The organism is Neorhizobium sp. PAMB6630, assembly GCF_058242775.1.
Genome location: NZ_CM177836.1, coordinates 2,696,976 through 2,716,293, shown reverse-complemented (window position 1 = coordinate 2,716,293; position 19,318 = coordinate 2,696,976). Strand labels below are relative to the sequence as shown.

General features: G+C 62.7%; 18 protein-coding genes. 11 read left to right on the top strand and 7 right to left on the bottom strand.

Annotated features, from left to right (window positions below; all coding sequences use genetic code 11):
• The first annotated feature begins 32 nt into the window (after nucleotides 1–32).
• The 4 genes from AC4CWF_RS12990 (at nucleotide 33) to AC4CWF_RS12975 (ending at nucleotide 4,563) form a co-directional block, all read left to right on the top strand.
• The gene (locus AC4CWF_RS12990) at nucleotides 33–2,582 is read left to right on the top strand and encodes a heavy metal translocating P-type ATPase (protein ID WP_491282066.1); all 2,550 of its coding nucleotides are present in this window, start codon (nucleotides 33–35) and stop codon (nucleotides 2,580–2,582) included.
• A complete protein-coding gene (gene cueR, locus AC4CWF_RS12985) occupies nucleotides 2,579–3,013 on the top strand; it encodes a Cu(I)-responsive transcriptional regulator (protein ID WP_491282065.1) in 435 nt (144 codons plus the stop codon). The genes AC4CWF_RS12990 and cueR overlap by 4 nt, the downstream gene beginning before the upstream one ends.
• Before the next feature lie 62 nt (nucleotides 3,014–3,075).
• The gene (locus tag AC4CWF_RS12980; protein WP_491282064.1) at nucleotides 3,076–3,282 is read left to right on the top strand and encodes a heavy-metal-associated domain-containing protein; all 207 of its coding nucleotides are present in this window, start codon (nucleotides 3,076–3,078) and stop codon (nucleotides 3,280–3,282) included.
• Nucleotides 3,283–3,741: 459 nt separating this feature from the next.
• Nucleotides 3,742–4,563: a galactosyl transferase gene (locus AC4CWF_RS12975; protein WP_491285394.1), complete on the top strand. Its 822-nt coding sequence runs from the start codon at nucleotides 3,742–3,744 to the stop codon at nucleotides 4,561–4,563.
• Nucleotides 4,564–4,643: 80 nt separating this feature from the next.
• Here AC4CWF_RS12975 and AC4CWF_RS12970 read toward each other — a convergent pair whose 3' ends face one another.
• Nucleotides 4,644–5,279, bottom strand: a complete 636-nt coding sequence (locus tag AC4CWF_RS12970; protein WP_491282063.1) for an outer membrane protein — start codon at nucleotides 5,277–5,279, stop codon at nucleotides 4,644–4,646.
• Nucleotides 5,280–5,514: 235 nt separating this feature from the next.
• Here AC4CWF_RS12970 and AC4CWF_RS12965 point away from each other — a divergent pair, with 235 nt between their 5' ends.
• Nucleotides 5,515–7,005, top strand: coding sequence for a protein adenylyltransferase SelO (locus tag AC4CWF_RS12965; RefSeq protein WP_491282062.1), 1,491 nt, complete (start codon nucleotides 5,515–5,517; stop codon nucleotides 7,003–7,005).
• 97 nt (nucleotides 7,006–7,102) lie between these two features.
• Here AC4CWF_RS12965 and AC4CWF_RS12960 read toward each other — a convergent pair whose 3' ends face one another.
• From AC4CWF_RS12960 to AC4CWF_RS12945, 4 genes are read right to left on the bottom strand one after another with little or no spacing between them, the layout of a single operon-like run.
• Nucleotides 7,103–8,254, bottom strand: a complete 1,152-nt coding sequence (locus AC4CWF_RS12960; protein ID WP_491282061.1) for a catalase family protein — start codon at nucleotides 8,252–8,254, stop codon at nucleotides 7,103–7,105.
• Nucleotides 8,251–10,536 carry a xanthine dehydrogenase family protein molybdopterin-binding subunit gene (locus tag AC4CWF_RS12955; RefSeq protein WP_491282060.1) on the bottom strand — a complete coding sequence of 762 codons (2,286 nt, stop codon included), beginning with the start codon at nucleotides 10,534–10,536 and terminating at the stop codon, nucleotides 8,251–8,253. The genes AC4CWF_RS12960 and AC4CWF_RS12955 overlap by 4 nt, the downstream gene beginning before the upstream one ends.
• Before the next feature lie 11 nt (nucleotides 10,537–10,547).
• Complete coding sequence (locus AC4CWF_RS12950; protein ID WP_491282059.1) at nucleotides 10,548–11,564, bottom strand: FAD binding domain-containing protein; 1,017 nt, start codon at nucleotides 11,562–11,564, stop codon at nucleotides 10,548–10,550.
• Entirely contained in the window at nucleotides 11,561–12,085 is a 525-nt protein-coding gene (locus AC4CWF_RS12945) for a (2Fe-2S)-binding protein (RefSeq protein ID WP_491282058.1), read from the bottom strand. Before AC4CWF_RS12945 ends, AC4CWF_RS12950 begins: the two co-directional genes overlap by 4 nt.
• A gap of 283 nt (nucleotides 12,086–12,368) precedes the next feature.
• Here AC4CWF_RS12945 and AC4CWF_RS12940 point away from each other — a divergent pair, with 283 nt between their 5' ends.
• Together AC4CWF_RS12940 and AC4CWF_RS12935 are read left to right on the top strand one after the other, a co-directional pair.
• Nucleotides 12,369–13,037: a hypothetical protein gene (locus AC4CWF_RS12940; protein WP_491282057.1), complete on the top strand. Its 669-nt coding sequence runs from the start codon at nucleotides 12,369–12,371 to the stop codon at nucleotides 13,035–13,037.
• Between the two features lie 322 nt (nucleotides 13,038–13,359).
• Entirely contained in the window at nucleotides 13,360–14,736 is a 1,377-nt protein-coding gene (locus tag AC4CWF_RS12935; protein ID WP_491285393.1) for a DNA-packaging protein, read from the top strand.
• Nucleotides 14,737–14,811: 75 nt separating this feature from the next.
• Here AC4CWF_RS12935 and AC4CWF_RS12930 read toward each other — a convergent pair whose 3' ends face one another.
• Nucleotides 14,812–14,952, bottom strand: coding sequence for a hypothetical protein (locus tag AC4CWF_RS12930; RefSeq protein ID WP_491282056.1), 141 nt, complete (start codon nucleotides 14,950–14,952; stop codon nucleotides 14,812–14,814).
• 350 nt (nucleotides 14,953–15,302) lie between these two features.
• On the opposite strand from AC4CWF_RS12930, the gene AC4CWF_RS12925 reads away from it, so the two are divergent.
• Nucleotides 15,303–15,950, top strand: a complete 648-nt coding sequence (locus AC4CWF_RS12925; RefSeq protein ID WP_491282055.1) for a hypothetical protein — start codon at nucleotides 15,303–15,305, stop codon at nucleotides 15,948–15,950.
• Nucleotides 15,951–16,067: 117 nt separating this feature from the next.
• Here AC4CWF_RS12925 and AC4CWF_RS12920 read toward each other — a convergent pair whose 3' ends face one another.
• Complete coding sequence (locus tag AC4CWF_RS12920) at nucleotides 16,068–16,997, bottom strand: IS110 family RNA-guided transposase (RefSeq protein WP_491282054.1); 930 nt, start codon at nucleotides 16,995–16,997, stop codon at nucleotides 16,068–16,070.
• A 286-nt stretch (nucleotides 16,998–17,283) separates the two neighbouring features.
• Between AC4CWF_RS12920 and AC4CWF_RS12915 the strand changes: the two genes are divergently transcribed.
• From AC4CWF_RS12915 to AC4CWF_RS12905, 3 genes are all read left to right on the top strand, one after another.
• A complete protein-coding gene (locus tag AC4CWF_RS12915; RefSeq protein ID WP_491282053.1) occupies nucleotides 17,284–18,462 on the top strand; it encodes a phage portal protein in 1,179 nt (392 codons plus the stop codon).
• A 94-nt stretch (nucleotides 18,463–18,556) separates the two neighbouring features.
• Entirely contained in the window at nucleotides 18,557–18,820 is a 264-nt protein-coding gene (locus AC4CWF_RS12910) for a CopG family ribbon-helix-helix protein (protein ID WP_491282052.1), read from the top strand.
• Nucleotides 18,820–19,122 (top strand): type II toxin-antitoxin system RelE/ParE family toxin, encoded by a 303-nt coding sequence (locus AC4CWF_RS12905; protein WP_491282051.1) that lies wholly within the window; start codon nucleotides 18,820–18,822, stop codon nucleotides 19,120–19,122. Before AC4CWF_RS12910 ends, AC4CWF_RS12905 begins: the two co-directional genes overlap by 1 nt.
• Nucleotides 19,123–19,318 lie beyond the last annotated feature (196 nt).

Here is a 19,318-nt window from a genome sequence, read left to right as displayed (position 1 = left end):
TACATGGGGTGGGTAACATGAGGACCCCCGCCATGACTGCCATTTCAGCCGCACCCGCTCGCCATTCCCCGCAAGACCCGATCGTCATTGCCGTGGAGGGGATGACCTGCGCCTCCTGCGTACGCCGCGTTGAAATGGCGGCCGGCAAGGTGGAGGGGGTGGCCTCCAGCGCGGTGAATTTTGCAACCGAAAGCCTGACCGTGGAGCCCGGCGCCGGCTTTTCCGCCGAAAAGCTGGCCGCCGCCATTCGAAAGGCCGGTTACGAGCCGAAGGCGGAGCGGATTTCGCTGACGCTGGCCAAGGCGCCCGACGCGCCGGCGGCGGCCCGGCTTCAGGCCGCGCTGATGGCGGTGCGCGGTGTCGTTTCCACTGAAATCGAGGTGGGACGCGCAGAGGTTTCTATCGACATGTTCGGGCGCGACGGCAAGCGGGCGCTGACTTCAGCCTTGACGGCGGCGGGCTTTGCCCTTGCAGCGCCAAGGGGTTCTGCCGGGACCGAGGCGGGAAAGCCGGCCGGGCATGAACATCCGGCAGGCGGCCACGCGCATAACCATCACGACGAGGATGCCGGCATCCTCAAACGCGATCTGGGGATTGCCGGCGTGCTGACGTTGCCGCTGTTCGTTCTGGAAATGGGCGGCCATCTTTATCCACCCTTCCACCACACGCTGATGGGGGCCGTGGACCAGCAGGTGCTCTATTATGTCTACGCGGCGCTCTCCACCGGCGTGATTTTCGGGCCGGGCTGGCGGTTCCTCAAGGCGGGAATTCCAGCGCTGTTGCGCGGCCATCCGGAAATGAACTCGCTGGTCGCGGTCGGGGTGACGGCGGCCTATCTCTATTCGCTGGTGGTGACGTTTTTGCCCGGGCTTTTGCCGGAACAGTCCCGCTTTGTCTATTACGAGGCGGCAACCGTCATCGTGACGCTGATCCTGCTCGGCCGGCTGCTGGAGGCGCGGGCCCGCGGGCGCACCGGCCTTGCCATCCGCCGGCTGATGGGCCTCCAGGCAAAAACCGCACGGGTGGAGCGCGGCGGGCAAACTTTTGATATCCCGACCGACGAGGTCATGGCCGGTGATGTGGTGATCGTGCGGCCGGGCGAGCGCGTGGCGGTGGATGGCACGGTTGTCGACGGGGCCTCCAATATCGACGAATCGATGATTTCCGGCGAGCCGCTGCCGGTGGAAAAGACGGCGGGTTCACCGGTGACCGGCGGCACGATCAATGGCAGCGGCAGTTTTCGGTTTCGCGCCGAAAAGGTCGGGGCCGAGACGGTGCTGTCGCAGATCATTGCGCTGGTGGAGGCGGCGCAAGGGGCAAAGCTGCCGATCCAGGCGGTGGTGGACCGGGTGACCGGCTGGTTCGTGCCGGCGGTGATTGCGGTGGCCTTGCTCACCTTCGCCGTCTGGCTGATGGTGGGACCGGAGCCTGCCTTGCCGCATGCGCTGGTGGCAGCCGTTGCCGTGCTGATCATTGCCTGCCCCTGCGCCATGGGGCTTGCAACGCCGACGTCCATCATGGTCGGCACCGGGCGTGCGGCAGAGCTTGGCGTGCTGTTTCGCAAAGGCGATGCGCTGCAGGCGCTCTCAGGTGTCACCACCGTGGTTCTCGACAAGACTGGCACGGTGACGCAAGGGCGCCCGCAACTCACGGATATTCTGGTGACCGGCGGCTTCGAGGAGGATGCGGTTCTCTCAGCGGTGGCCGCCGTCGAGGCGCGCTCGGAACATCCGGTGGCAGAGGCGATCGTCGCGTCTGTCAAAGCCCGCGGGCTTATGATCGCTGAGGCTAAGGCGGTGAAGGCCGAACCCGGTTATGGCATCGAGGCTGAGGTGGAGGGGGTGATCGTCTGCGTCGGGGCCGATCGTTTTATGGAAAAACTCGGGCTTTCGGTGGTCGAGTTTGCGCACATGGCGGCGCGGCTGGGCGATGAGGGCAAGACGCCGCTTTATGCGGCGATCGGCGGCAGGCTGGCGGCGATCCTCGCCGTTGCCGATCCGCTGAAGCCGACGAGCATGGCTGCGATTGCGCAGTTGAAGGCGATGGGTCTATCGGTTGCCATGGTGACCGGCGACAATGCCCGCACGGCCAATGCCATTGCCCGTCAGGTCGGCATAACCCATGTCGTGGCAGAGGTTCTGCCTGTTGGCAAGGTGGAGGCGATCCGGGATATCCGGGCCGCTGAGGGCGGGGCAGGCGCGGACAAAAAGATCGCCTTTGTCGGTGATGGCATCAATGATGCGCCGGCGCTGGCCTTTGCCGATATCGGCATTGCCATCGGCACAGGCACGGATGTCGCCATCGAAAGCGCCGATGTGGTTTTATCGAACGGTGCGCTGACGGGCGTTGTGTCGGCCATCGCCGTCAGCCGCGCCACGATGAAAAACATTCGCCAGAACCTGTTCTGGGCTTTTGGTTACAATGTGGCGCTGATCCCGCTTGCTGCCGGCGCGCTTTATCCGAGCTTCGGCATTCAGCTGTCGCCGATGATCGGCGCCGGCGCCATGGCGCTCTCCAGCGTTTTCGTTCTCTCCAACGCGCTCAGGCTGAAGCGCCTTGCCGTGCAGAAAGAGGTTGCATGAATATCGGGCAGGCATCCGGCGCATCGGGCGTTTCCGCCAAGATGATCCGGTATTACGAGGAGATCGGGCTGATCCGGCCGAGCGCCCGCACGGCCAACAATTACCGGGTCTACAGCGACGGCGACGTGCATGTGCTGCGTTTCATCAAGCGGGCGCGTTCGCTCGGCTTTTCGCTGGAGGAAACCGAACGCCTGCTGGCGCTCTGGCAGGACCGGGAGCGGGAAAGTGCCGCCGTCAAGGCGGTGGCGACAAGCCATATCGAGGATCTGGAACGGCGCATCGGCGAGATGCAGGCAATGGTGAAAACGCTCAAACATCTCGCCCATTGCTGCAGCGGCAATGCGCGGCCCGATTGCCCGATCCTCGAAGATCTCGCCGGCACCGGACCGGGCGGTCCAGAACCCGTTGTCGCCCACACAAAAGACGGTTGACCTTCCCGCAGTGGGAAGGATTAGACGTCGCCACTGACAGTCATCAACAGGAGACATCGATCATGACAACGACATTCCTCGTGCCGGACATGACCTGCGGCCATTGTGAAAAGGCGGTCAAACAAGCACTCGACGAGGTGCTGCCGGGCGTACCCGTTGCGGTGGACCTTGCCCAGCACCGGGTGAGCCTTGAGGGCGGCAATGCCGCGGTTGCGGAAGCTGCCATTCGCGATGCGGGTTATACGCCACAGAAACTGGCGAACGCCTGACAGGGTTTGTCGCCGAAAGGGTGGCGGTTCTCTTATCCCCAGGGGCCTTTGCCGCCGTCTTTAAGTTTGCCCCAGAACGGGCGTGTCAGAGCGCCTGTTCGCCCCCCTTTACGATCCTCCCATGACGGCCGATGCCTGCAATCTTAGGCAGGGGTGAGCGCGCTTGAAAATCGCGCCAGAATAGAAATTCTATTCTGGCATGATTTTGACGCATTTGAGCCGCTTCATCTGGCCGCTTCAGGTAGGATATTCCAATGCACGTATCCTGCGGCGAAGCGCAACCCATCGTTGGCGCCTGATATCGCCAATGCTGTTCAGAAGCAGACAGGCTGTTGCCGTCGGTGCGCATGTGCGCCGGCGCCGGTTTTTTCGTGGCCGCCTGTCGCGTTCGCAAAACCTGGGGGAGTGCCTATGGTTGATGTCCTGCCGACCCGCGAAAATCCCGCAATCCTGGCGCCGATGCCCCGGTTTGCCGAGGACAAGACGGTGGCCTTTATCATTCCGGTGCGCCATCCCGCCAATGCCCGGGACTGGCCGCGCCTGATGGAACGGCTGAAGCAGACGATGCGGTCCATTTCTGCGCAACGCTCTAATCGCTGGACCGGCGTCATCGTCGCCAATCGCGAGGCCCGCCTGCCGGACCTGCCGCCGGGTTTTGTGGCGGTTCGTGTCGATCTGCCGCCCAATCCGCTCTACGAAATGGACCCTTCCAACCGCGAGGCGATCTATGAGGCGGTGCGCACCGACAAGGGCAAACGGGTGCTATCGGGCATGCTGGCGGCCCGCGGCGCGCGTTTCCTGATGGTGGTCGACGACGACGATTTCGTCAGCCGCGACCTTGTCTCCTTTGCCGAACAACACCGGGACAGCAATGGCTGGTATGTCGAGCACGGTTATCTGTGGACGGAAGGCAGTTCCTTCCTGATGCGGCGCGGCGCCTTCAACACGCTTTGCGGCACCTCGCATCTGGTGCGGGCTGACCTTTATGACCTGCCGGAGCGCGCCGAAGAGGCGTCGATCGACTGGGTGAAGGCGATGATGGGAAGCCATATCAAGATCGAGGATATTTTGCGCGCGCGCGCAAGTGCCCTTCAACCACTGCCGTTTGCGGGGGCGATCTACCGTGTCGGCCATGGTGAGGCGCATAGCCGCTCGAAGGGTGTGTTGCGGGCACACCTTCTCAACCGCGAGACGCTAAAACATCCGGCCCGCCTGCTTGCCAATGCGCGGGCGCTGACACGGCTTGACGCCGCGCGCCGGCAGGAATTCGGCATGGACTGAGAAACGGCGTTCTGCCGGCATTCGGGCATAAAAAAGCCGGGTCTGGAAACCAGACCCGGCCATGTTTTCAAGATCGATGATCAGAACTTGACGCCGAGGCCGACATTGACCACGTGCTGGTCGAAATCGACGTTCGTGCCGGCAATGTTCTTGTCGCCGTAATCGTTGTAACGGTATTCCAGACGGCCGAACATCTTGTCGGTGAAGGCGTAATCGACGCCACCGCCAACGGTCCAGCCGCTGAAGGTCTTGTCTTCATCGACGCCTGCGCCATCGACGTAACCGTTGGTGGCCGTCCAGCCGCCGGCTGCGAAGATGACAGCGCGGTCCATGGCGTAACCGACGCGGCCACGAACGGAGCCCGAGAAATCGGTGCCGACATCGGCGCCGGCAACGGTTTCTTCGTTCCAGTCGTAGTTTACGTCGCCTTCGAGGCCGAGCAGGAAGCCGGAGGACATTTCCCAGTTATAACCGACGAAACCACCGATGCGGCCGCCGTCAAAGTCTTCCGAACCGTTGACACCGCCGGAAAAGTCGCCGTTGCCCCAGCCGTAACCGCCGAGAACACCGATATACGCGCCGGTCCAGGTGAAGGCCGGTGCGGCAACTTCCTGAGCCACAGGCGCCTGCGGTGCTTCGTAAATGGCATCAGCGGCAAAGGCAGCGGACGAGCCGAAGAGTGCGACACTCGATGCGAGGAAGAGGATCTTTTTCATGGTGCATTCCCTTTTTTGAAGACAAGGGGGCATGTAGTGCATGAGAGAGAAAAAGCTGTAGCTAAAATACAACAGAGTATCAGCAATGCTCGAAAACGCGCCGGTCGCACAAGAAAGAGGCGGTAGCGGAAGAATGGCAAGACGCCTTGCGGGCGGCTTTGGCGACCCCATATCGTGACGGAAACCAGACGGCAGCGGCTGTTCTTGCAAGCCTGCGCCGACAAGGAGCAAGACATTGTTTAACTTTGATAATTCCTATGCGCGCCTGCCGGAAAAATTCCATGCGGCAGTCTATCCGGAGGCAGTCGAAGGGCCGGCCCTGATCAAATTCAATGGGGCGCTGGCAAAAAAATTGCAGCTTGCGCTGGACGCTGACGACACCGGGCGACTGGCGGCAATTTTTTCCGGGAATGTCTTGCCTTCGGGCGCCGAGCCTCTCGCCATGGCCTATGCGGGCCACCAGTTCGGCAATTTCGTGCCGCGGCTGGGGGATGGAAGGGCGATTCTTCTCGGCGAAGTGGTGGACACTGACGGGGTGCGCCGCGACATCCAGCTGAAGGGGGCAGGGCCGACGCCGTTTTCGCGCCGGGGCGACGGGCGCGCCGCACTCGGGCCGGTGCTGCGCGAATATATCGTCTCCGAAGCGATGGCGGGGCTTGGCATTCCCGCAACAAGGGCGCTGGCCGCCGTTGCGACCGGCGAGGGGGTTCAGCGCGAAACCATGCTGCCGGGAGCCGTTTTCGTGCGGGTGGCGGCAAGCCATGTGCGCATCGGCACGTTCCAGTATTTTGCCGCGCAAGGCGATACGGAAGCGCTTCGCACGCTCGCCGATTACGTCATCGACCGGCATTACCCTGATCTGGCACAGGCGGACAATCCGTATCTCGCCCTGCTTGATGCCGTCTCGATGCGCCAGGCAAACCTGATTGCGCGCTGGCTTGGCGCAGGTTTCATCCATGGCGTGATGAACACCGACAATATGACGATCTCAGGCGAAACGATCGACTTTGGCCCCTGCGCGTTTCTTGACGAGTATGATCCGATGAAGGTGTTTTCCTCCATCGACCAGCAGGGCCGTTATGCCTATCGCAACCAGCCGGGCATTGCCCAATGGAATATCGCGCGGCTGGCCGAATGCCTGCTGCCGCTGCTCGACGACGACGAGGAAAAGGCGGTGGAGGCGGCAAATGGCGTGCTGAAGGCGTTTGGCGAACGGTTCCAGGCGGCCTGGCTGGACGTGTTCAGGCAGAAGATCGGCATTACCGGTCTGTCAGAGCCCGGCGACGCCGAACTGGTGCAGGACCTGCTGGCCGCCATGCATGCCGGTCGCGCCGATTTCACGCTGACGTTTCGCCGGCTGACGAAGCTCGCGCTTGCCGATGCGAAGGGCGGCGACGACAAGGCTCGGCTGGATGCGGAAGCCGCCTTCCTCGAAGGTTTTGCCCCCTGGGACAAGGCGGAAACCTGGCTGCCGCTCTGGCGCGCCCGGCTGGGCGACCAGGTAGGCGATGCGGGTGCCCTGATGCGCTCGGTCAATCCCGCACTCATTCCCCGCAACCACCGCATCGAGGAAGCGATTGTTGCCGCCATGGCCGGCGATCTCCAGCCCTTCGAGACGCTGGTGGCAGCCGTTGCGGAGCCTTACGAGGACCGGGCGGAGTTTGAGGCGCTGACACAGGCACCACGTGACGAGGAACGGGTGCTTCGGACGTTTTGCGGGACGTGAGGCCGTAGTAGCTACGGGGGCGAAAAGGCCCTCACTCTCTCCGGGCAAGCGCTGAGAGGGTGAGGGCGGCAGGGCGAGTTGAGAGGGTTGAACCCCTTTATGGAAACACCCGTGCCCCCGTTTCCTCCACCACGCTTGCGGGTGTGGTTGACGCAAACGGACAGGTGATGGGTTCGGTGACGGCTGTTGGGTTTCGCTCTGACCGAAAAGCGGCGGAGCGGGTGTAGGCGAGTTTGCGCAGGCGCATGATCTGGCCGAGTGGCTGGTGGGCGGCAAGGCCGTTCCAGGGAGAGAATTTCATGCCGTCATCCACCTGGCGTGAGCGCTCTTCGCTCCAGGCGGTCTGCGGGCCGGCGGTGATGGTGGCGACCGTGACATAGGGGCTTTTGTCCTCGTCCCACGGCGTCATCGGATCCTCGACCGGGGTGGATTGGAGATCGGTCGCAAGTTGCACCTGGAGATGCCAGACGGCGGTTTCGGTTTCGAAAAATTCCTCGATGAGGTGGCGGAATGTTTCGGCGTCGTTTGCCACATCGACACTTTGATCGATCAGCCCCTTCAGGTTTTCCGAGGCGGGGACGACGCCGAGTTTGGCGATATAATCGCCATAACGGACGGGCACCTGGGTGAAGAAACTTTCGCCGAGCATATGCGTGAGCGGCTGGCCGCCCATGACCTTCAGAGTGGTGTTTTCGTGGCCGATGGTTTCCAGTGCCCCTTCGATGCCGCGCAGCACCTTGGAGAGAAGTTTCTTGGCGCCTTCCACGCGGTCGGTGGTGGCAGACAGAAGCTTCAGGCTGCCGAGAAAGGCTTCGCCGCTCGGCGAATTGAACACCTTGCCATTGACCATGACGAAATCCTGCGAGCGCGAGCGTTCCGAACCCGGCAGGCGTTCGCCTTCGACATCGAGGATTTTCAGCGCCATGCCGCGCGGGGCCGAGACGCTGTCATGCAGGATATCGCCCGGCGTGGTGGAGAGGCGCAGGATCGCCTCATAGGTGCCGGGATTGGCAAACAGGCCTTGGGAAAGCTGGGGGGGGAGGTCTTCGAAGATCTCGACTTCGGCAGACAGAAGACCATGGCTCTTGGCGTGGACGGCGCGGATGGCATGGGCGCTGTCGGCATAGGTCTTGTAGGAAATCGACAGCATGGTCTCCGCCAGCGCTTCGGCGAGCTGCGGTTCGTCGGGGCTGATATCCTCGACATCTTGCGTGTAGCGCAGCAGATTTTGCGGGATCGGACGGGTCATTCGGCAGCCTCCTTGGCGTAAAACACCTTGTCGATGGTCATGGGCAGATGGCGCACGCGGGTGCCGGTCGCGTGATAGATGGCGTTGGCAACGGCGGCGGCGATGCCGACAATGCCGATTTCGCCCAAGCCCTTGACGCCGATCGGGCTTGCCTTGTCATCGTGTTCTTCCACGAAGATCACCTCGATATCCTGGATATCGGCATGAACAGGCACATGATATTCCGCGAGATTGTGGTTCATGATGCGCCCGGTGCGGTGGTCCACCATGCCTTCCTCATGCAGCGCCATGCCGATGCCCATGACGACGCCGCCAAGGATCTGGCTGCGGGCGGTTTTGGGATTGAGGATGCGGCCGGCGGCAATTGAGGTGACGACGCGGGTGACGCGGATGACGCCGAGTTCCTCATCGATCATCACTTCGACGAAATGGGCGGCATGGGTGTAGCTGACGAATTTTTTCGCCTGCTGCTGGTCGGGGGCGACCTTGGCCTCTTCCTCGATGAAGGAAAGGTTTTTGGACGCCATGATATCGGCAATGGCGATGCCGACCTGATCGTTGATTTCAAGCACAAGGCGGCCATCGCGGATGGCGGTCTGGGCGACCGTGATCTCCCTGCCGAAGGGTGAGGTGTCCATCTCCCTGGCATGATCGAGCAGGGTCTGGCGCACGGCGGTGGCGGCGGCAGCAACGGCCGAACCGCTGGAGGCGGCCGTCCACGAGCCGCCTTCGACAGAAGTCTGGGGAAGGCTGCTATCGCCGATCCTGACGGTGACATTTTTGGGGTCGGTGCCGAAGGATTCGGCGCCGATCTGGGCAAGGATCGTATAGGTGCCGGTGCCGATATCGGAGGCGGCAGCGGAGACCGTGACGCTGCCATCGACGTTCAGCCTCGCCCTGGCGGCAGCGTTTGTCAGCTGTGCCTCCCAGACGCCGGTTGCCATACCCCAGCCGACGAGATCTGGACCGTCATGCATGGAGCGCGGGGCATGCAGGCGCTTTTCCCAGCCGAACCGCTCGGCACCCTGCCGGTAACAGGCGTGCAGCGCCTTCGAGGTCAGCTGCAGGTCCATGTTCTGGTCGACATGGACGAAATTGCGCACGCGCATTTCCAAGGGATCAAGGCCGATCTGGTAGGAGAGTTCGTCAATCGCCGATTCCAGCGCAAAAACGCCGGTGGCGGCGCCGGGGGCGCGCATGTCTCCGGGGGTGGAGACGGTCATTTCCGCCAGTTCATAGGTGAGCTTGACGTTGTCGCATTTGTAGAGGAGGCCCGACCAGTTGACGACGACCTCCTGGTAATCCTCGTAAAGCGAGGTGGCCTGTACGGCGTGGTGGAGGATGGCGGTGAGGTGGCCGTTTTCGTCGGCGGCCATCTTGACCGTCTGGACGGTTGCCGGGCGCCAGGTGAGATAAAACATCTCGCGGCGGCTAATCTCCAGCTGCACCGATTGTTTCAGGTCAAGCGCTGCCATGGTGGCGAGGAACAGCTGGTGCTTGGGGCGAAGGCCTGAGCCGAAGGCGCCGCCGACATAGGAGTTGAAGACGCGGACATTTTCGGGTTTCAACTCGAAAATGCCGCAGACATAACCCTGGCTGTTCTGCGAGCCTTGCGTCTTGTCGTGGATGGTGAGGCGCCCGTCGCCTTCGTAGAGCACGGTGGTCGCGAAAAGCTCCATCGGGTTATGGTGCTCGCCTTCCAGCGTATAGGCCGACGACACCTTGAAGGGGGCTGCTGCATAGGCTTCGTCCGCATTGCCGCGCGGAGGGGGCGGCGGGGCGATGCCGGAGCGCTTTTCCTTCGGCACGTAGGATTTTGCGCTCTCGACCTCGATGCTGGTGTGCGGCTGATCTTCCTCATAAGTGACGCGGATCAGCGCTGCTGCATCGCGGGCAGCCTCGAACGTGTTTGCGATAACGAAGGCGACCGGCTGGCCATCGTAGAGGATCCGGTCACTTTCGAGCGGGCGGAACGGGTGGCCGGGAAGAGCGACTTCATCCTTCCAGGCGCTATCCCACCAGGCGGTGCGTGGCCGGTTTTCGTGGGTGTAGATCTTGATCACACCGGGAAAGGTTGCGGCATCGGCGGTATCGATGCGGGTGATGCGGCCGGCTGCGATGGTGGCAAGCGCCACAAAACCGTGCAGCATGCCATATCCCTGATGCTCGGCGGCATAAGGGGCGGTGCCGGTGACTTTCAGCGGTCCGTCAATGCGCGACAGCGGGAAACCGATGACGCGATCTGCGGTTTCAAGCGGGCCGGTTTTAGTGTTTGTGGTCATGGGTGTTCTCCTCAGCGCACGCGCTTTTGCGACTGCACCTGCGGGCGGCCGGAGGCGGCCTGCGTCAGAGCGCGGACGATGGCTTTTTGAGCCATGGGGATCTTGAAATCATTGTGGCCCTGGCCTTCAGCACCCATGAGAAGGCGCGCGGCAAAGGCCTCGAAGGTTTCGCGGGTGGCGGGTTGGCCGGAGAGTTCTGCTTCGGCCAGCGGATCGCGCCACGGCTTGTGGGCAACCCCGCCAAGTGCGACGCGGGCGTCGAGGATCGTGCTGCCATCAAGATCAAGGGCTGCGGCAACCGATACCAGCGCGAAGGCGTAAGACAGCCGGTCGCGTAGTTTCAGGTACCTGTGATGGGCGGCAAAGCGGCCACCTTCGACACGGATGCCGGTGACGATTTCGCCCCGTTGCAGCGTGTTGTCCCGTTCCGGATGATCGCCGGGGAGGCGGTGGAAATCGAGGAAGGGGATGGTGCGGGCACCGGTGGGGCCGGTGACCTCGACCGTTGCATCAAGCGCTGCCAGCGCCACGCACATGTCTGACGGGTGGGTGGCGATGCAGGCCTCGGACGTGCCTAGAATGGCATGGATGCGGTTGATGCCACCGATGGCGGAACAGCCGGAGCCGGGCTCGCGCTTGTTGCAGGGGGTGGAGGGATCGTAGAAATAATAACACCGCGTGCGCTGCAAAAGGTTGCCGCCAGACGTGGCGGCGTTGCGCAATTGCGGCGAGGCGCCGGCAAGGATGGCCGACGACAGGAGCGGCACGTCCTTTGCGATGCGCGCGTCATAGGCGACCTGGCTGTTTGTGGTGAGTGCGCCGATGCGATAGGCGCCATCCTCCAGAACCTCGATCTCCTTCAGGGGAAGACCGTTGATATCGATGACGGCGCTTGGCTGGGCGACATCGTATTTCATGAGGTCGACGAGATTGGTGCCGCCGGCAAGAAGCTGGGCGGTGGGTTCGGCCGCAAGGGCTGCCACGGCATCGGAAATCGCGGCCGGGCGCAGATAGCTGAACTGTCTCATTCGGCGGCCTCCCGGATGGTATCGCGAGTTTCAGCGCCCATGACCTCCTCGATCGCATCGGCGATGTTGGTGTAGGCGCCGCAGCGACAGAGATTGCCGCTCATCAGTTCGCGGATTTCTTCGCGGGATTTTGCATGGCCTTCTGCGAGAAGGCCGGCGGCGGAACAGATCTGGCCGGGCGTGCAGTAACCGCACTGATAGGCGTCGTGCTCGACAAAGGCTTTTTGCAGCGGATGCAGATGATCCGGCGTGCCGAGCCCTTCAATGGTGGTGATTTCGGTGCCATCAAGGCTGACGGCGAATTTCAGGCAGGAATTGATCCTGACGCCATCGACCAGAACGGTGCAGGCACCACACTGGCCGTGATCGCAGCCCTTTTTGGTGCCGGTGAGATGTAACTGGCCGCGCAAAAGATCGAGCAGCGTGACGAAAGGCGGGATGTCGAGCGAATGGCTCGTTCCGTTGATGGTGAGCGTGACGGGTACGGTGGGAGAGGGCGCGCGGGCCGGGCCGAGATCCATGGACTTTTCCTTTGCGTGCGGGTCTGCGCTTGGAGCGGTTGACTGGCAGAACGGCAGGTCCGGCGCGATTGTTCCGATGAAGCTGCGGTGGATGCCTCGAAGCTGCCGATAAAACTTTCCGTGATAGGAAAATAATCCTTGACGGCGTGACGGTGGTTTGATAGTGTCTGGGCATAGTCGAAGAATTGCGACCGGCCGCAGACGCCGGACGCCAAACACCTCCAGTCACGGCCTTCAGGTTTTCCCAGACCTGGGGCCGTTTTTTTATCCGGCAGTTTCAGCAATGGCAGACGCGGGCAGGTTTTTGCCGGCGGCTGCATTCGGCTGTCTTTGCGACAATGAAGAGGGACTTCTCGTCATGCAGGATTTTGCGGCGGTGGATCTTGCGCTGTTCGGCTGTTTTGACGGCGAGGCGGTACGCGCAACGTTTCCCGTGGAGACGGCAGCGGAAAAGGCAGAGCGGGTTCTGCTCGAGAGGAAGTCGGCGGATGCGCTGGCGGCAGCCTGCGAGGGTTCTGGTGCCGAGGAGCTTCGGCTGCTGCTGAACGAGATGACACGCGAGATGCGGGCGCAGTTTCTGGCGTTTCGCGCGCTTCGCGCGGCAGCCGAAATTACGACGGCCGGCGCTGAGGGAACCGACGATGCCGCGCAGAAGCTGGCGCGGGCGGACCTGAAGGCGGCAACCGATGCGATGTCGCTGATCGTGCGCACGCTGGAAAAGGTCGACAGCCTGCAGCGCCAACTGGCGCGCGACCGGGCAGCAGACGCGGAGCGGCAAGCGGACGAGGGCGGTTATGAAGAAGCCATGCGCACGGTGGAGGCGCTTATCGAGGCGCGGGCGAGCGAGCGGGCTGAGGCACGTTTTGTGGAATGGCAGCGCAACGGGCGCGCTGATGGCGGCGAGCCGGGCAGTGCGGCTTGGGCCATACCCGGTGGTGCTGACAGCGGATGAACAGAGATTGCTGGACGCGGTGCTGGACCTGATGGCCGAACATGGGCGGGACATGGCGACAGTGAAGGACGGTTGGCAGGAGGAGAGGGCGACGGCCGGCGTCGGCAGCGGCTTTGTGCGGGAGATGGGGGCGGCGCGCTCTTTGGCAGCCATGTCTCCGGCGAGCCCCGCTCTGGAACTGGACGGCGAACCGGCAGAGGGTGTGGTTCAGACGGCGGTGGCGGCTGAGACGCAGACGGCCGAGACTACGCAGGCGGTGGTGACTACGGTGACGGCCCAGACGGCCCAGACGGATCAGACGCAGACGGCGCAGGCGGCGGCGATGGCGGGGCTCCAAATTCCCGGATCGGCTGGCCGGCTTCCCATCAGCGGTGCGACTGAAACGGATGGCGCGGTTTTGGGGCTGCGGCTTCCGGCCATTATCGAGCGGCATGCGCTGCGTGTGCAGCGGGACTGGGAAGTAGCCGGACGCGACGACCAGAAGCCGCCGGAAGGGGACTGGCGCACCTGGCTGATCATGGGCGGGCGCGGATCCGGCAAGACACGGGCGGGCGCCGAATGGGTGCATCAGCTGGCCAGTGCCGGACCCCGTTCCGACATCCGCATTGCGCTGGTGGCGGAGACGCTGGGCGATGCGCGCGAGGTGATGATCGACGGCGTTTCCGGCATCTGCCGGATTGCCGGCAGCCATGCGCCGGATTTCGAGATCACGCGCCGGCGGCTTGTGTGGCCGAACGGGGCGATGGCGCAGATCTTTTCCTCCGAAGACCCGGAAAGCCTGCGCGGGCCGCAGTTTCATTATGCCTGGTGCGACGAACTGGCGAAGTGGAAACATGCACAGGAAACTTTTGACATGCTGCAGTTCGGCCTGCGGCTGGGGCAGGATCCACGCCAGCTGGTGACAACGACGCCGCGGCCGGTGCCGATCCTCAAACAGTTGATCGCCGACCCCGGCACGCGGCTGGTCAAAATTTCGACGCGCGACAATGCCCGGAACCTGGCGCCCGGCTTTTTGACCGCGCTGGAAGGGCGTTATGGCGGAACGCGCCTCGGACGCCAGGAACTGGACGGCGAACTGATCGAGGACCGCGCGGATGCCTTGTGGAAACGGGCGCAGCTGGAGGCCTTGACGCAGCGCGCAACCGGTGCGCTTGGCCGTATCGTGGTGGCGGTCGATCCGCCCTCGGGCATGGGGGCCCATTCCTGCTGCGGTATCGTCGTGGCGGGCCTTGAGACGGGGGTGCTGGCCGATGGCGGCACGGCGTCCAAGGGCAGCGTCAGCGGTCAACGGGCTGTGGTGCTGGCGGATTGTTCGGTCGAGGGGTTAAGTCCCTCCGGCTGGGCACTTGCGGTGGTGAAGGCATTCCACCGGTTCGGCGCAGACCGGGTGGTGGCGGAAGTCAACCAGGGCGGCGAGATGGTGGCGGCGATGCTGAAAAGCATCGACGAAAAACTGCCGCTGACGCAGGTGCGGGCAACGCGCGGCAAGTTTTTACGCGCGGAACCGGTGGCCGCTCTTTACGAACAGGGGCGTGTGCTGCACGCGGCGCGCTTTCGCGAGATGGAAGACCAGATGTGTGATTTTGGCCCGGACGGGCTGTCGTCCGGCCGTTCTCCCGACCGGCTGGATGCGCTGGTCTGGGCGCTGACGGCGCTGATGCTGGAGGGGGTGGCCGAGCCGCGCGTGCGCGGGTTGTGACAGGCGGCGGATCCTTGCATCAACAAAACGGCCCGCGGTGAGGCGGGCTGGTAAGGCATGATCAGAGGCTGGAAATCAGCGGGCCGGGACCGGCACGGCGGCGCTTTCGCGCATCTGCTTCCATTCCTGTTCCAGACGTTCGACCAGATGCTGGGGGATCTGCTGCTTGGTGTTTGCTGCACTGCCTGCGGCGGGTACGGTCTGCTGCATCATCATGATCTCCTTCTGGTGACTACGGGGCTGGTGACTGCGGGGCTGGTGACTGCGGGGCTGGTGACTGCCGGGCCATATAACGAGCCTGTTGCGCTTAGGTTCCATAACGTTAGCTGTTTGTAAAGAACGACTAAACGCTTAAACCGATTAGCAAAATTAAAAATCGATTGAAATTTTCACCGAATGCTGCGCTGCGGCATATGCATTAAAACGAGACAGCGATCTGACCAAGAACAAGGCAGTTCTCGTCCCGCAATGGGGCGTGCATTCAAAAGCGAATGTGGCATCATGGTTGCGGCGCGGGGCGCCGCACGACCCTGCATGAGGCAGGCGCGATCAAGGGGATGGGACCAATGATCAACCAGACGTTTTTCTTCTATCACATTGCCGATACGCTGTTCAAAACGGGAATGTCTCCTGCCCAGGGAGAGGGGCTGGAGGCCATTCTCTCCTATTGGCAGGCAAAGCTGCCTGACGGCGACGACCGCTGGCTGGCCTATGTGCTGGCGACCGCCTATCACGAGACGGGGGCTGCCATGCAGCCTGTGAGCGAGAACCTGAATTATGGCGCGCCGGGCCTGTTGAAAACCTTTTCGCGCTATTTTTCGCCGGCAGACGCCGCCGCTTATGCCCGCAAGCCCGAAAAGATCGCCAACCGCGCCTATGCCAGCCGGCTGGGCAATGGCAGTGAGGCAAGCGGCGATGGCTGGCGGTTTCGCGGGCGCGGCCTGGTGCAGATCACCGGGCGGGCAAACTACCGGACCTATGGTATCGAGAACCAGCCGGATGCGGCGCTGGAGCCCGACACCGCTATCGGTATCCTGTTCGACGGGATGATCCACGGACGGTTTACGGGCAAATCGCTGGGCGACTTCTTCAACGCCACCAACGAGGACTGGCGCGGCGCCCGCCAGATCATCAACCGCATGGACCGGGCCGATGACGTGGCCCGGTATGCGCGCGGCTTCTACGCGGGCATCAGCTACACGCTGGCGGCGTAACAGGTTTTCCCCCTCATCCGGCTTCCGCCACCTTTCCCCGGTGGGGAGAAGGGAGAAAGAACCGAAGCGGCGCAGCAAGTCCCTTCTCCCCCGCGGGGAGAGCGACTGTCTTTGCAGTCAAGCGTTTTGCCATGGTTTTTGGTCCCGGATGATGGCGTTGAGCATGGTGAGGAGTTTGCGCATTGTTGCGACGATGGCGACGATCTTGGGTTTGCCGGCTGCGACGAGACGGTCACGAAAGGCTTTGAGCACGGGGTTGTGCCGGCTGGCGACGAGGGCTGCCATGAACAGCACGGCCCGCACTTTGCCCCTGCCGCCGCCAATGAAGCTCTTGCCTTTCCACGTGCCCGATTGTCGGGTAAAGGGTGCCAGACCCGCAAGCGATGCGATCTGACGTCGATCGAGACTGCCCAGTTCCGGCATCTCGGCGAGCAGCGTGCGAGCGGTGGCGGCCCCCACCCCCGGCACCGATGTCAGTAGCTGCTCGCGCACCCGCCACAGCGGCGACCTGCGGATATGTTCATCGAGATCGGCGTCGAGACTTTCCAACTCGCGCTTGAGGGCTTTCAGCAACCGCGTAATGCTCTTCTGGGCCTCTTTCGCCAGAACCATGCGCGCCCGGTTTTCCTCAGCCACGATCATCTGGACGATCTGCCGCCTGCGGGCCACAAGTGCCGACAAAGCCTGGGTTTCCAAGTCTTTGAGCGGTCTCAGCTCTGGCTTGGTCGCAATCACGAAAGCGGCAATCACTGCCGCATCGATCGGATCTGTCTTGGCGCGACGGCCGATCGCATTGGCATAAGAACGCACCTGCGCCGGATTGACCACGAGGACGGCAAAGCCCGCCGAAGACAGCGCCGCCACCGCCAGCATCTCAAACCCGCCGGTTGCTTCCATGGCAACGGCATTGGCTTTGATCGATTGCAGTCGCGAGACCAGATCTTCGACGCCCGCATGCGTATTTTCCACCGCAAACGTCACACCGGATGGCGCCACGGCGATATCCAGACGATCCTTCGAAACATCGATCCCAACAACGATATCCATCTTTTCCCATCCTTGCCTAAACGGACTTTGCCTGCGCAAGCGGTCCTGGCGACTGTTCGGGTTCGATGGAACGGCGGACGAAGACCCTTGCTCTCCCACGGGCTTGGTGTCCCAAAGGTTTGTCGGTCTCCCATCCGCCACCGCATTGGGCATTACACACCCAAATGCGGCTATTGGGAAGTTACAAAGGGTCCGCAGGACGCAAGGCGGATGAGGGGGCAGGCCGTTCTCCTCCAAAATCCGTTCTTCTCCAAAACCATTCTCCTTCAAAAAAGAGAGAGCTTCCATGACATCGATGTTTTCCCTGCCGTGGCGGCGCGCCGCGGTGGACAGGCGCGTGGGCGAGACGCCGGTTTCTGACGTGAAGGCGCAAGCGGGCGGCTTTGCCATTGTTTCCGGCGAGGGTGTGGCGCACTGGTCCGGACGGTCCTACGGGGCGTTGTCGCGGGCGGGGTTCATGAAGAACCCGGTGGTCTACCGCGCCATCCGGATGATTTCGGAAGCGGCGGCCTCCGTGCCCTGGCTTGCCTATGAGGGCGACCGGGAGATGAGCGCGCATCCGGCGCTTTCGCTGCTGGCGCGGCCGAACCCGCGTATGGGTGGGTCGGATTTTTTCGAGATGCTCTACGGCCACCTGCTGCTTTCCGGCAATGCCTATGTGAATGGCGTGCTTTTGGGGACAAGGCCTGCCGAACTGCATCTGCTGCGACCCGACCGGGTGAGCGTGGTGGTGGGGGCGGACGGCTGGCCGGTGGCTTATGATTACCGCGTGGGCGGTTGCGTGCGGCGTCTGGGCGCTGGTGGGGAAGACGGGCCGGGGCTTTTGCACCTCAAACTGTTTCATCCGCTCGATGACCATGGCGGGTTTTCGCCGCTTGGCGCTGCAGGGGCTGCCCTTGACCTGCACAATGCCGCCGCGAGCTGGAACAAGGCGCTTCTCGACAATTCGGCGCGTCCCTCCGGCGCGCTCGTCTACCAGCCGAAGGAGGGCGGCAATCTGTCTCCCGACCAGTATGAGCGGCTGCGGGCGGAACTGGAAAACGGCTATAGCGGGGCGGTGAATGCCGGGCGCCCGCTTCTTCTGGAAGGCGGGCTGGACTGGAAGGCGATGGGGCTTTCGCCAAAGGACATGGATTTCATCGAGGCGAAAAATGCCGCTGCCCGCGACATTGCGCTCGCCTTCGGCGTGCCGCCGATGCTGCTCGGCATTCCCGGCGACGCCACCTATGCCAATTATCAGGAGGCCAACCGGGCCTTTTATCGGCTGACCGTGGTGCCGCTTCTGATGCGCATAGCGGCAAGCTTTTCCGCATGGCTATCAGAAGTTTACCGGGATCGGTTGAGCCTTCGTCCGGATCTGGACCAGGTGCCGGGGCTGGCGGGAGAGCGCGATGCTTTGTGGGCGCGGGTGGGCGCTGCCGACTTCCTGACGGACGAGGAAAAGCGCCAGGCGGTGGGCTATTGAAGGCATGACGGGCCTGCGAGCGAAAGCTGGTCTTGAGGCTTGGAGGGAGAGGGCGTATTCTCTTGTAATACAGCGTATGACAGAGGAGCCCGTCATGAGCGACAAACCCGTTCTTTCCGACCCGATCACCCTTCGCGTGCCGGAGGATATTCTGGCCGAGGTGGAGGAAATCGCCAAGGCCACGGAGCGCAGCCGCAGCTGGGTGATCGTTCGGGCGCTGAAATATTATCTGATGGCGGAGGGGGCGGAAATTCGCAGCATCCAACGCGGTCTCGACGACGTGGAGGCGGGCCGAACTGTGGATGCCGATGAGCTTTTCGCTGAACTGGACAGCATGGACCGTGAGGATGCTGCCTGATGAAAATTCGCTTTTCCGATGAGGCACGGCAATACGTCCATCGCGAAAAGCGGTATCTGGCGGCCCATAGCCGGCGTGCTTCCGTTGCGTTCTCGCAGCAGATCCGTCGCGCCGTGACGCTCATTCTCGAGCATCCGGCAGCCGGTCCCCCGGCGGGACCGGTGGGAGGCGTACGGCGTTATGTCTCCACGCCCTATACGATCTATTACGTCATCCGGGGAAACGAACTGGTCGTGGTATCCATCTGGCACGGCCGGCAGATGCCGGGCAAATTCGAGATGGATGAAGATCCCTTCGCTTAAGCGGGGGAGGGCCTCTTCGGAGGAAGCGTAGGTCCTGACTTACGCGTTGAATCAACTTCTGAACATGCGGACTCAACCTGTCAGGAACAGGCCGCAGCATCCTTGAAATTGCAGGGTTTTTTAGAAACGCGCCGGCTTTGTCCGGCAGCGGCGGGGAATGTGTGTGCGCCGTTTGCAGCTGGGTACTCATCGAAAA

Coding starts and splice junctions, on each gene's coding strand:
- AC4CWF_RS12990 (WP_491282066.1), top strand. CDS start 33: ATGACTGCCATTTCAGCCGCACCCGCTCGCCATTCCCCGCAAGACCCG.
- cueR (WP_491282065.1), top strand. CDS start 2,579: ATGAATATCGGGCAGGCATCCGGCGCATCGGGCGTTTCCGCCAAGATG.
- AC4CWF_RS12980 (WP_491282064.1), top strand. CDS start 3,076: ATGACAACGACATTCCTCGTGCCGGACATGACCTGCGGCCATTGTGAA.
- AC4CWF_RS12975 (WP_491285394.1), top strand. CDS start 3,742: ATGCCCCGGTTTGCCGAGGACAAGACGGTGGCCTTTATCATTCCGGTG.
- AC4CWF_RS12970 (WP_491282063.1), bottom strand. CDS start 5,279: ATGAAAAAGATCCTCTTCCTCGCATCGAGTGTCGCACTCTTCGGCTCG.
- AC4CWF_RS12960 (WP_491282061.1), bottom strand. CDS start 8,254: ATGACCCGTCCGATCCCGCAAAATCTGCTGCGCTACACGCAAGATGTC.
- AC4CWF_RS12955 (WP_491282060.1), bottom strand. CDS start 10,536: ATGACCACAAACACTAAAACCGGCCCGCTTGAAACCGCAGATCGCGTC.
- AC4CWF_RS12950 (WP_491282059.1), bottom strand. CDS start 11,564: ATGAGACAGTTCAGCTATCTGCGCCCGGCCGCGATTTCCGATGCCGTG.
- AC4CWF_RS12945 (WP_491282058.1), bottom strand. CDS start 12,085: ATGGATCTCGGCCCGGCCCGCGCGCCCTCTCCCACCGTACCCGTCACG.
- AC4CWF_RS12940 (WP_491282057.1), top strand. CDS start 12,369: ATGGCAGACGCGGGCAGGTTTTTGCCGGCGGCTGCATTCGGCTGTCTT.
- AC4CWF_RS12935 (WP_491285393.1), top strand. CDS start 13,360: ATGGCGGGGCTCCAAATTCCCGGATCGGCTGGCCGGCTTCCCATCAGC.
- AC4CWF_RS12930 (WP_491282056.1), bottom strand. CDS start 14,952: ATGATGATGCAGCAGACCGTACCCGCCGCAGGCAGTGCAGCAAACACC.
- AC4CWF_RS12925 (WP_491282055.1), top strand. CDS start 15,303: ATGATCAACCAGACGTTTTTCTTCTATCACATTGCCGATACGCTGTTC.
- AC4CWF_RS12920 (WP_491282054.1), bottom strand. CDS start 16,997: ATGGATATCGTTGTTGGGATCGATGTTTCGAAGGATCGTCTGGATATC.
- AC4CWF_RS12915 (WP_491282053.1), top strand. CDS start 17,284: ATGACATCGATGTTTTCCCTGCCGTGGCGGCGCGCCGCGGTGGACAGG.
- AC4CWF_RS12910 (WP_491282052.1), top strand. CDS start 18,557: ATGAGCGACAAACCCGTTCTTTCCGACCCGATCACCCTTCGCGTGCCG.
- AC4CWF_RS12905 (WP_491282051.1), top strand. CDS start 18,820: ATGAAAATTCGCTTTTCCGATGAGGCACGGCAATACGTCCATCGCGAA.